Origin of the sequence: Microbacterium sp. RG1, assembly GCF_005347485.1 — a bacterium.
In the GTDB taxonomy this organism is placed as follows: Bacteria; Actinomycetota; Actinomycetes; order Actinomycetales; family Microbacteriaceae; genus Microbacterium; species Microbacterium binotii_A.
The window spans coordinates 1,955,244-1,967,460 of sequence record NZ_CP034121.1 but is presented as its reverse complement, the minus strand read 5'-3'; the positions used below and the strand labels follow the sequence as shown (position 1 = coordinate 1,967,460).

9 protein-coding genes are annotated in these 12,217 nt (G+C 70.7%); 5 read left to right on the top strand and 4 right to left on the bottom strand.

What is annotated here, in order from left to right:
- The first annotated feature begins 135 nt into the window (after positions 1–135).
- Positions 136–714, top strand: a complete 579-nt coding sequence (locus tag EHF32_RS09470) for a hypothetical protein (protein WP_137417944.1) — start codon at positions 136–138, stop codon at positions 712–714.
- 15 nt (positions 715–729) lie between these two features.
- Here EHF32_RS09470 and EHF32_RS09465 read toward each other — a convergent pair whose 3' ends face one another.
- Positions 730–2,787, bottom strand: a complete 2,058-nt coding sequence (locus EHF32_RS09465) for an NAD(+) synthase (RefSeq protein ID WP_137417943.1) — start codon at positions 2,785–2,787, stop codon at positions 730–732.
- 101 nt (positions 2,788–2,888) lie between these two features.
- Here EHF32_RS09465 and EHF32_RS09460 point away from each other — a divergent pair, with 101 nt between their 5' ends.
- On the top strand, positions 2,889–6,443 hold the full coding sequence (locus EHF32_RS09460) for a TM0106 family RecB-like putative nuclease (RefSeq protein ID WP_137417942.1): 3,555 nt from the start codon (positions 2,889–2,891) through the stop codon (positions 6,441–6,443).
- A gap of 238 nt (positions 6,444–6,681) precedes the next feature.
- Entirely contained in the window at positions 6,682–7,683 is a 1,002-nt protein-coding gene (locus EHF32_RS09455) for a magnesium and cobalt transport protein CorA (protein ID WP_137417941.1), read from the top strand.
- A 7-nt stretch (positions 7,684–7,690) separates the two neighbouring features.
- Here EHF32_RS09455 and upp read toward each other — a convergent pair whose 3' ends face one another.
- Complete coding sequence (upp, locus tag EHF32_RS09450; protein ID WP_137417940.1) at positions 7,691–8,323, bottom strand: uracil phosphoribosyltransferase; 633 nt, start codon at positions 8,321–8,323, stop codon at positions 7,691–7,693.
- Between the two features lie 86 nt (positions 8,324–8,409).
- Between upp and tadA the strand changes: the two genes are divergently transcribed.
- Both tadA and EHF32_RS09440 read left to right on the top strand, forming a co-directional pair.
- Positions 8,410–8,841, top strand: a complete 432-nt coding sequence (tadA, locus tag EHF32_RS09445; protein ID WP_137419196.1) for a tRNA adenosine(34) deaminase TadA — start codon at positions 8,410–8,412, stop codon at positions 8,839–8,841.
- A 166-nt stretch (positions 8,842–9,007) separates the two neighbouring features.
- Positions 9,008–10,024, top strand: coding sequence for an alpha/beta hydrolase family esterase (locus EHF32_RS09440; RefSeq protein WP_137417939.1), 1,017 nt, complete (start codon positions 9,008–9,010; stop codon positions 10,022–10,024).
- A 42-nt stretch (positions 10,025–10,066) separates the two neighbouring features.
- Here the strand turns inward: EHF32_RS09440 and EHF32_RS09435 are convergent, their stop codons facing one another.
- Both EHF32_RS09435 and EHF32_RS09430 read right to left on the bottom strand, forming a co-directional pair.
- A complete protein-coding gene (locus EHF32_RS09435) occupies positions 10,067–10,996 on the bottom strand; it encodes an LLM class F420-dependent oxidoreductase (RefSeq protein WP_137417938.1) in 930 nt (309 codons plus the stop codon).
- Between the two features lie 26 nt (positions 10,997–11,022).
- Positions 11,023–12,153, bottom strand: coding sequence for an alpha/beta hydrolase (locus EHF32_RS09430; protein ID WP_137417937.1), 1,131 nt, complete (start codon positions 12,151–12,153; stop codon positions 11,023–11,025).
- Between the last annotated feature and the right edge of the window lie 64 nt (positions 12,154–12,217).

Below are 12,217 nucleotides of genomic sequence, written 5' to 3'. Positions count from 1 at the left end.
CTCCCTATGAACAAGACGGGGATGCCGCCGCCCATTCCCATTACTTCCGGGATCGCCCGGTGGTGGCGCGGCGTGCCCGGGCTAGGGTCGAAGACAGGGCGCAGACGGCTGTGCCCGCGATCTCGGGAGGCAGCGATGGAATCGGTCGTTCTCGACACCCCGGCGGGAATCGACGCTCGACTCGGATGGGACCCCTCGGTCACTGCGCACGACCGTAAGCGTCTGCTCGCCCGGGCGATCATCGGTGCGCGACTCGGTGTCGACCCGGCCGCCGTACGCATCGAACGCGAAGCCCCAACGACTTTCGGCCACCACACGCGTCTGATCGCCTCGCTGGAGGGCGAGGAGCTCGATCTCGTCGTGACCGTCGCTGAGTACCGGGCGGCCAATGTCGTCGCGGTGAGCGAGCCGGGCGTCCGTGTGGGGATCGACCTGCGCGACCTGCATCCCGACACGCACACCCGCGCGGTGATGCGGGCGCAGAGCCAGCTGTGGGAGGGCGCGACCGACCTGGATCTGCTCACCCACTGGAGCCGGGCACAGGCGGTGCTCGCCGCCGACGGGCGCGGACCGCGGCTGTCGGCCACGTCCGTGAAGCTCGATCAGGGCGGCCACCGCGGATGGGTGCGGGATCGGCCGACGAGCTACACGATCCAGGATCTGTCCCGGAACGCCTTCGTGATCACGCTCGCCTGGGCCCGCGACGAGGGCTGATCGGCCCGGGTGCGTTCAGGCCTCCAGGGCAGCGTCCAGCTCGCTGAGCCACGCGGCGGCGTTCCCGTCGCTCGGTGCCCGCCAGTCCCCACGCGGCGACAACGATCCCGCGGGGGAGACCTTCGGGCCGTTGGGGATCGCGGTGCGCTTGAACTGGGCGAAGCCGAAGTAGCGCCTGAGGAACACCCGCAGCCACCGCACGATCGTCTCGCGGTCGTAGGCGTACCGCTCGTCGTCGGGGAACCCGGCCGGCCAGAGCCCCGCCTCCGCGTCGGCGAAGGCCACCTCGGCGAGATACGCGATCTTCGACGGCCGCATCCCGAAACGCAGGATGTGGAACAGCGTGAAGTCGTGGAGGGCGTACGGGCCGATGGCGTCCTCGGTCGACTGCACCTTGCCGTCCTCGCCCGCGGGGACGAGCTCGGGGCTGATCTCGGTGTCCAGGACCGCCTGCAGCACGGCGGCGGTGCGCCCGTCGATGCCGACGCCGTCTGCGATCACCCATCGGATGAGGTGCTGGATCAGCGTCTTGGGGACCCCGGCGTTGACGGCGTAGTGACTCATCTGGTCGCCTACGCCGTACGTGGCCCAGCCGAGCGCCAGCTCGGAGAGGTCGGAGGTTCCGATGACGATGCCGCCGTGGCGGTTCGCGAGGCGGAACAGCAGGTCGGTGCGGACCCCCGCCTGCACGTTCTCGTACGTGACGTCGTAGAGCCGCTCGCCGTCGGCGGCCGGGTGGCCGATCCCGCGCAGGATCTCGGTGGCGGCGGGACGGATGTCGATCGTTTCGATCGTCGCGCCGATCGCCTCGGCGAGTTCGATCGCGTTGGACTTGGTGCCGTCGCCGGTCGCGAAGCCGGGCATCGTGTACGCGAGGATCTCACTGCGCGGGCGCCCCATCCGGTCCATCGCGCGGGCGACGACCAGGAGCGCATGGGTGGAGTCGAGGCCCCCCGAGACGCCGATCACCGGGCGCGGGGAGCCGATCGCCCGCATCCGCTGTTCGAGTCCGGAGACCTGGATGCTGAAGGCCTCGTAGCAGTCCTGCGCGAGGCGGGCGGGGTCGGCGGGGACGAAGGGGAATCGCGCGACCGGGCGGCGCAGCCCGGTGAGATCGGCGGGCGGGTCCAGGCGGAAGTGGATCGTGCGGAACGCCCCCACGCGCTCCGCGAGTGAGCGGCGGTTGTCGTCGAAGGTGCCCTGGCGCAGGCGGTCCTGGCGCAGGCGGTCCAGGTCGACGTCGGCGACGCTGCGGCGGGCCGCGTCCGGGAACCGATCCGTCTCGACGAGCAGCTGACCGCCTTCGTAGATCATGGTCTGGCCGTCCCACGAGACGTCGTTCGTCGACTCGCCCTGGCCCGCCGCGGCATAGGCGTAGGCGGCGAGGCAGCGCAGCGACTGGGACTGCGAGAGCAGCTTCCGGTCGTCGGCGCGGGCGATCGTGATCGGGCTGCCGCTGAGGTTCAGCAGTACCGTGGCCCCCGCGAGCGCAGCCTCGGACGAGGGCGGTACAGGAACCCACATGTCCTCGCAGACCTCGGCGTGCACGACGAGCCCATCCACGTCCAGCGCCTCGAACAGCAGGTCCGGCCCGAAGGGAGCGTAGAGGTCGCCGATGCGGATGTCGCCGCCGCGCTGGTCGTCGCCGGGGGCGTACCAGCGGCGCTCGTAGAACTCGCGGTAGGTGGGGAGCATCGACTTCGGGGCGACGCCGAGGATCTCGCCGCGGTGGATCACGACCGCGCAGTTGTAGAGACGGTTGCCGTGGCGCAGCGGCGCGCCGACGGCCAGCACGGGGCGGAGGTCGACGGATGCGGCGACGATCCGCTCGATGGCGGCGGCCACCGCATCCAGCAGCGGGTCCTGCAGCACGAGATCATCGATCGCGTAGCCGCTGAGGGCCAGCTCCGGGAAGAGTGCGACGGCGACACCGTCGTCATGGCAGGCGCGCGCCTCGGCGAGCACGGCCTCCGCGTTCGTCGCGGGGTCGGCCACACTGACCGGGATCGTGACGGCGGCGACACGGGCGAAGCCGTGCCGGTAGGGGCTCGTGAAGGGCAGGTGCGTGCTCACGGGTCCAGTCTGGCACCCGTACGGGCGCGCAGAACGGGGTTGTGTCGCCGGGGAGGCGCTGTCGGCGGCCGCAACTAGGGTCGATGAGGGAAAGGGAGCGAATGCGATACATCGAGCCTGCGGGGTCCGACAGCGGGCGCGTGGTGTGGAGCGCGAGCGACCTCAAGGCCGCCGCGGAGTGCGAGTTCGCGTGGTTGCGCCAGCTGGATGCGCGGCTGGGCCGCATCCCCGCGGTCATCGAACCCGAAGACGTCATGCTCGAGCGGGCGGCCAGGCTCGGCACGCGGCACGAGCTGGCCGTGCTGCAGCGCTACCGCGACGAGTTCGGCGACGCGGTCGTCGAGATCCCCGAGACCCGGTCGGGCGATGAGACGGCGATGACGGATGCGGTCGCCGCGACCCTCGCCGCTCTTGCAGATCCGGATGCCCACGTCGTCTATCAGGCGGCATTCCGCACCGGTGAGTTCGTGGGCTTCGCCGACTTCCTGGTGCGTGCGGACGACGGCGCGTGGATCGTGCAGGACACCAAACTTGCCCGTCACGCGCGCGTGACGGCGTTGATGCAGCTGGCGGCATACGTCGATCAGCTCGACGCTGCGGGGGTCCCCCGAGCCGACCGTGTGGAGCTGCTGCTGGGCGACGGTTCGGTCAGCACCCACCGGGTGCGCGATCTGCTTCCGGTGTACCGGCAGCGTCGCGCGCGCCTGCGCGCGCTCATCGCCGACCGCGACCTGACCGCGGGCGCCGCCGGCGAGCCGATCGCGTGGGCGGACAGCCGCGGAGCGCTGCGTGTCGTGGCGTGCGGGCGGTGTGCGACGTGCGAGACGGAGGTGGCCGCGCACCGCGACCTGCTGCTCGTCGCCGGGATGCGTCCCGTGCAGCGCGAGCGTCTGCGCGCCGCCGGCATCACGACGATCGACGAGTTGGCCGGAGCCGAGGCAGCGCCGGAGCGCATGAGCGACGACGTCTTCACGTCGCTGCGGACGCAGGCCCGTCTGCAGTTGGAGAGTCCGACGGGAGTGCCCGGACCCGACGGCACGGTCCCCGCCGACGCCGTGCCGCGCTACGAGGTCGTGCTGCCGCAGGCGCTCGCCGCCCTGCCGCGACGCGATGCGGGCGATCTCTTCTTCGATTTCGAGGGCGACCCGCTGTACACCGAAGGGGCCGGTGACTGGGGGATCGACTACCTGTTCGGATGGATCGATCCCGAGCAGCAGTACTCGGCGCTGTGGGCGCACTCGTTCACCGACGAGAAGGCGGCCCTCGAGACGTTCATCGACTTCGTCGATCTGCGTCGCCGCGCGCATCCGGGCATGCACATCTACCACTACGCGCCCTACGAGCCGACGCACCTGCTGGCGATGGCTGCGCGTCACGGCACCCGCGAGGCCGAGGTCGACCGTCTGCTGCGCGACGGCGTCTTCGTCGACCTGTATCCGATCGTCCGGCGGGCGCTGCGGGTCGGGTCGCGGTCGTACTCCATCAAGAAGCTCGAGCCGCTGTACATGGGCGCCCAGCGCCGCACGAGCGACGTGCAGCGCGGCGACGACTCGATCGTGCGCTACGTCGAGGCGCGGGCGCTGCTCGAGGCGGGGCGGAGCGATCAAGCTCAGCTCGTGCTCGACGATCTGGCCGAGTACAACCGTGACGACTGCGTCTCGACGCTCCGCCTGCGGGATTGGCTCGTCGACCGCGCGCGCGAGGCCCAGCTCTTCCCCTCGGCGGATCCCGTCGTGGGTGAGGACGTCTACGAGCCGTCGTTCCGCTCCGTCGCCCTCCAGCGCCGCGCGGCCGTCACCAACGACGAGTCGGATGCGGCGGCCCTGCGCCTCGGCGCCGCGGCGATCGACTACTACCCGCGCGAGGCGAAGACCTTCTGGGCCTCGCACTTCCTCCGGCTCCGCGAGCCGGTGTCGTTGTGGGAGGACACCCGCGACGTCGTCGTGCTCGACGGCGCACGCACGCGTGTGGTGGACGATTGGCAGCCGGGGCAAGGGCGTCAGCGCGCCCTGCGTCGCCGCCTCGAGCTGCGGGGCGATCCCGCGCCGGGCACGCGGCTGAGCGTCGGCACCCAGCCCTTCCTCGTGTACGCCACTCCGGCGCCGTTCGGTGAGGCATCCCCGCGGTGGATCCATGCGGCGCGTGCGGTGCGCATCGTCGAGGCGCTGGATGACGGCGCCGTTGTCGAGGAACTCGCCGCCGACGGCGAGACGTGGGCGGATCTGCCCATCGCCCTCGCGCCGGCAGCTCCCCCCGCAGCCGGTAACCAGCAGGCGGCGATCGACGCGTGGGCCGACACCCTGATCGACGCTGATCCGCACTTCCCGCTCGACGCGGCCACCGACATCCTGCGCCGCGTCGCTCCGCGCACCACGACGGACGCGCTGACGCCCTCGACCGGTGACGACGTCGCGGCCATCGTTCGCAGCGTCGTCGATCTCGACGACAGTTATCTCGCCGTCCAGGGTCCTCCGGGCACGGGAAAGACCTACGTGGGCTCCCATGTCGTCGCGCGTCTCGTGGCCGAGCGCGGCTTCCGCGTGGGTGTCGTCGCGCAGTCGCACGCCGTCGTGGAGCACATGCTGGATCGGATCGTGGCTGCAGGACTCCCCTCGAACCTCGTCGGCAAGGCGCTCAAAGACCCGAGCCAGGCGGATGCCGTGTCGTTCACGGTGTTCGAGAAGAACGCGCTCGCGGCGTTCACCGAGGACCGACCCGGCGGCTTCGTCGTCGGCGGGACCGCGTGGGACTTCAGCCACGCCGGACGCGTTCCCCGTCGCAGCCTCGATCTGCTCGTGATCGACGAGGCGGGTCAGTTCTCCCTCGCCTCGACGATCGCCGTGTCCCGGGCAGCGCGTCGCCTGCTGCTGCTCGGCGACCCGCAGCAGCTGCCGCAGGTCAGTCAGGGCACGCATCCCGAGCCGGTCGACGAGTCAGCGCTGGGGTGGGTCATGGACGGGCAGGCGGTGCTGCCCGCATCCCACGGCTACTTCCTCTCGCACACGTGGCGGATGCATCCCGCACTCGCGAGCGCGGTGTCCGAGCTCTCCTACGACGGCGAACTCGCGTCCGCGCCCGTGACCGCCACCCGCACGCTGGACGGGGTGGAACCGGGCGTGCACCCGGTTCCGGTGGTGCACGCGGGCAACGCGGTCGCCTCGCCCGAGGAGGCGGCGGAGGTGGTGCGCATCGTCCGCGACATGATCGGTCGCACCTGGACGTGCCAGGACGACGGTGAGGTGGTCGCGCGGCCGCTCACCGCCGCGGACGTCATCGTCGTGACGCCCTACAACGGTCAGCAGGTGGAGGTGGAGAACGCGCTGGAGGCGGCGGGTCTCACCGGTGTCCGGGTGGGCACGGTGGACAAGTTCCAGGGTCAGGAAGCGGTCGTCGCGATCGTGTCGCTCGCCGCGTCCTCGGGCCGCGAGGCTCCGCGCGGGCTGGAATTCCTGCTCCTGCAGAACCGGCTGAATGTGGCCGTCTCTCGCGCGCAGTTCGCCGCGTACGTCGTCTTCTCGCCCGACCTGCTCGACGACCTGCCGCGCACCCCCGAGGGAGTGGCGCGACTGAGCGCGTTCGCCCGGCTGGTCGGTGAGGACGAGCCGTCGTCGGTCACGGCGACAGGGGTGAGAATCGGTCATCCGGGAGAGGTATGATCGCCCGGGCCCGCTGAGCGGGCGGAGCACGGGCATCTCCCGTGCGGGAGAAGTCCCAGCCGAGACGACCACCCGAGAAGACAGAGAGGCGGTGATGGCCATGGCCGGCGATAGTTCGTGCGCCACGGCGCACACCGCCGCATCCCTCCGGTAGAGAAGGGATCCGGTGGCCGCGCCATGGCGAGCCCGGAACCCCATCCTCTGGCGCCTCGCAGCGCCCGCACCACCGGAGAATCCGATGACTCTGATCGACAACGCCATTTACGTCCAGGGGCACCGCGTGGAGACCCCGCGCAGCCTCGACGAGACCTACGAACTGCTCGACGCCCACGACGGCTTCGCCTGGATCGGGATGTATCGGCCCGGCCCCGCCGAGCTCGCAAGCGTCGCGGGCGAGTTCGGCCTGCATCCCCTGGCGGTCGAGGACGCCCTCCAAGGACACCAGCGCTCCAAGGTGGAACGGTACGGCGACACCCTGTTCGTCGTGCTGCGTCCGGCGCACTACGACGACGAGCTCGAGCACGTCGACTTCGGTGAGCTGCACCTGTTCGTGGGACCCCGCTTCGTGGTGACCATCCGTCACGCCGAGTCGCCGAACCTCGCGGCCGTCCGACAGCGGCTCGAGCGCCAGCCGGAGCTGCTGGAGCTGGGGCCGGAGGCCGTGCTCTACGCGATCCTCGACCGCGTGGTCGACGAGTACGAACCGGTCGTCGCCGGTATCGAGAACGACATCGACGAGATCGAGGATCAGCTCTTCGGCGACAGCGACGACGACGCGCTCTCACGTCGCATCTACGAGCTCTTCGGCGAGGTCATCAGCTTCGGGCGTGCCGTGCAGCCGATGGCCGGGATGCTGGAATGGCTGCGTCGCGGTTACGAGAAGTACGACGTCGACCTCGAGGTGCAGCGCAACCTTCGTGACGTGCTCGACCACGTCATCCGCATCGCGGACCGCATTGACGGGTTCCGGGCGCTGCTCGATAAGGCGCTGACGGTGCACTCCGCCCTCGTCGCCCGCCGTCAGACCGAGGCCAACCTCGCGCAGAACGACGAGATCAAGAAGATCTCGTCGTGGGCGGCGATCATCTTCGCGCCGGGGCTCATCGCCGGCATCTACGGCATGAACTTCGAGAACATGCCCGAGCTGCACTGGGAGTACGGCTACCCGCTCGCCGTCGGCGGCATGGGGGTCTTCGCGGTCGCCCTCTGGGTGATCTTCCGCAAGAAGAAGTGGCTCTGAGTCGGGGTCAGACCGTGCCGTAGAGGCGGTCGCCCGCGTCGCCGAGACCGGGCACGATGTAGCCCTTCTCGTTCAGGCGCTCATCGAGCGCACCGAGCACGAGGGTCACATCGCGGTCGCCGACGAGTTCCTCGATCTTCGCGACGCCCTCGGGTGCTCCGAGGATGCAGATCGCGGTGACGTCCTGCGCGCCGCGGGCGAAGAGGAAGTCGATCGCTGCGCCCAGCGATCCGCCGGTGGCGAGCATCGGGTCGAGCACGAAGCACTGGCGGTCGCTGAGGTCGTCGGGCAGGCGCTCCGCGTAGGTGTACGGCTGCAGGGTCTCCTCGTTGCGCGCCATGCCGAGAAAGCCGATCTCCGCCGTGGGCAGCAGCTTCACCATGCCGTCGAGCATGCCGAGGCCCGCGCGCAGGATCGGAACGACCAGGGGGCGCGGTTCGGAGATCCGCACGCCCGTCGTCGAGGTCACCGGGGTCTCGATCTCGAGCTCCTCGACCCGGACGTTGCGCGTCGCCTCGTACGCGAGGAGGGTCAGCAGCTCCTCCGTCAGCTGACGGAACACCGGGGAGGGGGTGTTCTTGTCGCGCAGCACCGTGAGCTTGTGCGTGATGAGCGGGTGGTCGGCGACGTGCAGGCGCATGGGTCCAGATTACGTCACGCGGATGCGGGCCGCGGAGCTAGTCTGGCCGGGTGAATCTGCCCACCCGACCCGCCGACGACGCCGCCATGGCGCGTGCGCTGGAGCTGGCGCAGCACGCCTCGGCGGACGGCGACGTCCCGGTCGGTGCGGTCGTGCTCGATGCCGAGGGACGGACGATCGCCGAGGGGCGCAACGAGCGCGAACTCACCGGGGACCCCACCGCCCATGCCGAAGTCGTCGCGCTGCGTCGGGCGGCCGCATCCACGGGGTCCTGGAACCTCAGCGGCTGCACCCTCGTGGTCACGCTGGAGCCCTGCGTCATGTGCGCGGGTGCGATCCTGCAGGCTCGCATGGGTCGCGTCGTGTTCGGCGCGTGGGATGACAAGGCGGGAGCCGCGGGATCCATGTACGACCTCCTGCGCGACCGCCGCCTGCCTTATCGCGTCGAGGTCATCGGCGGAGTGGCGGAGCAGGCCGCATCCGCGCAGCTCCAGGAGTTCTTCACAGCCCGTCGCTGACGCGGTCTCGCACCGCGCTACGCTCGAGTGGCCTCGTCGCAGAGGCACGGGTACGGGGTTGTTACCGCAAGGGCAAGACCTGGAGACCGACGATACGCATCGTCGTGCTCCGGGTCTTTTTTGTTGTCACCCCGGCCTCCGTCATCACCGAAGAGAGGGAGACTCCATGACCGAGAACCGCACGTCACTGCGTCGCGGCCTGGCGGTGACCGCCGTCGCGGTGGCCGCGCTCGCCGCGGCCGGATGCGCCGCCGATGCCGAACCACAAGCCGCACCGACCCCGTCGGCGTCCTGTGCGCCGGCGTGGGAGCCCGGCCGCACCGACCTGGACTACACGTTCGAGGGTGCCGAGCGCCACGTCTCGGTGTTCATGCCCGAGGGGGCGGACCCTGCGGCCGCGGTGTTCGCGCTGCACGGCTCCAACAACAACGTCGATCTGATCCTGGGCGTCAGCGAGCTGGAACGGACCGCGGCCGAGGAGGGCTTCGTCCTGGTCGTGCCTCAGGGGTCGGTGCCGGGCAACGCCGATGGCCTCTGGGCGTGGAACGTGCCGGGCGTGGTGACGACGGCCGAGGTCGGCGCGCCGACCGAGAGCGCCGACGACGTGAGCTTCCTCGCCGATCTGGTCGACCGGGTGAAGACGGAGGGATGCGTGGACACCGTGTTCGCGACGGGCTACTCGGGCGGCGGTCGCATGATCTCGGCGACCGCATGCGAACGGCCGGGCCTGTTCGACGCGATCGCTCCCGTCGATGGGCTGCGCGCAGGAGTGCCGCAGCAGCAGAGCGATGGCAGCTGGGCGCCGGATCCCGCGACGTGCGATCCCGCCGCGGGTACTCCGGTGCTGAGCTTCGCCGGTACTGCTGACCCCATCAACCCCTATGACGGCGGCGGCGCGGGCTATTGGCAGTACGGCGTGCAGACGGCCGTCGAGCGTTGGGCTGCGATCGACGGATGCGGCGAGCCGGGCGTCGAATCGCCGACCGCGGGTGTGAGTGTCACGACATACACCCAGTGCGGAGACGGGCCCGTGGTGTCGTACGTGGTGGACGGCATGGGACACACCTGGCCCGGTCACGCGCTCGAGACGCAGGCCGGCTACGCGTCGGTGCTCGGCGCGACCACCGACCTCGTCGACGCGAACGCGATCATGTGGGACTTCTTCGCTGCGCAGCTGAGCTGAGCTGAGCCGCGCCGAGGGTGGCGACCCGCGCGGGCGCCACCCTCAGCGCGGCAGGTGAGGGAGCGCCTCGGTGCCGAGCAGGTCGAGGTGCTCGAGGTCGCGCATGTCCATGAGCTGGAAGTAGACGCGATCCGCGCCCAGCGCGCGCAGTCGCTCGACCCGCTCGAGAACGGCGGCCGGATCGCCGATGATGTTCGCTCCGTTGTCGAAGCCCGCCGCGTCCGTGCCGATCGCGGCAGCGCGTCGTTCGCGTTCGGCGGTGGTGCGTCCGACGATGGTCGGCAGGGCGACCGAGAGCTTCAGGCTTCCCGGGTCGCGTCCGATGCTCTCGCAGGCGGCGCGCACGGTGCGGAACTTCTCTGCGATCACCTCGTCGGTCGCGAAGCCGATGTTGAACTCGCTCGCGTATCGCGCGGCGATGGCCGGCGTGCGCCGAGGTCCGCCGCCGCCCACGATCACCGGCACGCGCTCCTGCACCGGCTTCGGGAGCGCGGGGCTCTCGTCGAGCCGGTAATGCTCGCCGCGGAAGGAGAACGTCTCGCCGACGGGGGTCTGCCACATCCCGGTGAGGATCTCGAGCTGCTCCTCGAGCAGCCCGAACCGCTTCTCGGGGAACGGGATGCCGTACGCGGCATGTTCTTCTGCGAACCAGCCGGTGCCGAGGCCCAACTCGACGCGGCCGTCGCTCATGTCGTCGACCTGCGCCACCTGGACGGCGAGGACGCCCGGCACGCGGTAGGTGACGGAGGAGACGAGCGTACCGAGGCGGATGCGGGAGGTCTCCCGCGCGAGGCCCGCGAGGGTCGTCCAGGCATCCGTCGGTCCGGGCAGCGGGTCGCCGGGGGCCATCCGCATGTAATGGTCGGAGCGGAAGAACCCGTCGAAACCGAGCTCCTCCGCGCGCTGGGCGAGGGCCAGTTGGTCCCGATAGCCGAAGCCCTCTTGCGGTTCCGTGAAGACGCAGTACTCCATGCAGTCAGTCTGCCCCTTCGCGGCGCTCAGTCCGAGGACTTGAGCACGATCGTCTCGGTGGGAGGCGCCGGGTTCGGGGCGTGCCCGATGTACCCGATGACCTCCAGCAGCGCCTGCCGCACGGCGGCGGGACGCTCGAGGTGCACGAGGTGGCCGACCCCCTCGACGATGAGTTCGCGCACGTCTGCTCCACTCGCGGCATCCGCATCCAGCACGGCACGCGTCTGCGACACCATGGGCTGGCTGGGCGCCTCATCCGCGCCCGGCCAGTCCGGCAGGATGCCGAGCGAGCCGAGGTGGGCCGGGTCCAGGAAGGAGGCGTCCGAGACGATCGCATCGAGCTCGCCGTGGATCCACAGCACCGGCGTGCGGGCCCCGAGGTGCGCGAGCGCGGACTGGTCGAAGTGGGCGGGGGCGAGCGCGTTGAGCACGCCGAGATCGCCGGACGCCACGCCCGGCCAGTTGGGGCTCGACGCGGTGTCGCCCGGGTAGTTTCCGCCGGCCGTGGAGGTGGAGAGCATCGCGTCGACCCAGACGTCCTCGCGAGCCGTCCGATACGACTCCGAGACGAACTCGGCGCGGAAGACGCTCCGAGGCGATGCGGGCGATTCGTCGCTCTTGTCGCGAGCGGTCAGCCGGCGCACGAACTCCGCGTTCGCCGTGGCCGCGCCGGTTCCCGCGCCGTCGTCGGTGAGGGGACTGCCGTCGAGGCGGGTGCCGCCCAGACCGTAAGGGGAGATGGGTGCCTGCAGCGTCAGCGACAGGGCGCCGTGCCCGTCGAGCGCGTACTGCGTCGCGACGGATGCGCCGAGATCGGTGCCGACGAGGTGCGCCGCGCGGATCTCGAGGGCGTCGAGCACGGCGTGCAGGTCGTCCGCGAAGTCGCGGACCCCGCGGGTGGCGTCGACCGGCAGCGACTCCGTGCCCCCGAACCCGCGCAGGTCGATCGCGACGACGCGCAGGTCGCTCGGGAGATCCTCCATGAACTCCTGCCAGATCAGCGACGACGACAGCAGGCCGTGCAGGAGCACCACCGTGCGCTCGGCGGGGGTGTCGCTGCGATCGCCATCGCGCAGCAGAACGCGCGCGGAGATACGTGCGGTGTCCACCTGTCGGGCGGTGATGCCGTCGAACAGGGGGCTGGTGGGTTCGATCATGGACGCCTCCAGGAGGGGGGGCACATCGCGGCCCCGGCCGTTCCGATGATAGCCGGGGCACCTG

Excerpts from the sequence above, each read along its gene's own strand:
- EHF32_RS09470 (WP_137417944.1), top strand. The coding sequence starts at position 136 with ATGGAATCGGTCGTTCTCGACACCCCGGCGGGAATCGACGCTCGACTC.
- EHF32_RS09460 (WP_137417942.1), top strand. The coding sequence starts at position 2,889 with ATGCGATACATCGAGCCTGCGGGGTCCGACAGCGGGCGCGTGGTGTGG.
- EHF32_RS09455 (WP_137417941.1), top strand. The coding sequence starts at position 6,682 with ATGACTCTGATCGACAACGCCATTTACGTCCAGGGGCACCGCGTGGAG.
- upp (WP_137417940.1), bottom strand. The coding sequence starts at position 8,323 with ATGCGCCTGCACGTCGCCGACCACCCGCTCATCACGCACAAGCTCACG.
- tadA (WP_137419196.1), top strand. The coding sequence starts at position 8,410 with ATGGCGCGTGCGCTGGAGCTGGCGCAGCACGCCTCGGCGGACGGCGAC.
- EHF32_RS09440 (WP_137417939.1), top strand. The coding sequence starts at position 9,008 with ATGACCGAGAACCGCACGTCACTGCGTCGCGGCCTGGCGGTGACCGCC.
- EHF32_RS09435 (WP_137417938.1), bottom strand. The coding sequence starts at position 10,996 with ATGGAGTACTGCGTCTTCACGGAACCGCAAGAGGGCTTCGGCTATCGG.
- EHF32_RS09430 (WP_137417937.1), bottom strand. The coding sequence starts at position 12,153 with ATGATCGAACCCACCAGCCCCCTGTTCGACGGCATCACCGCCCGACAG.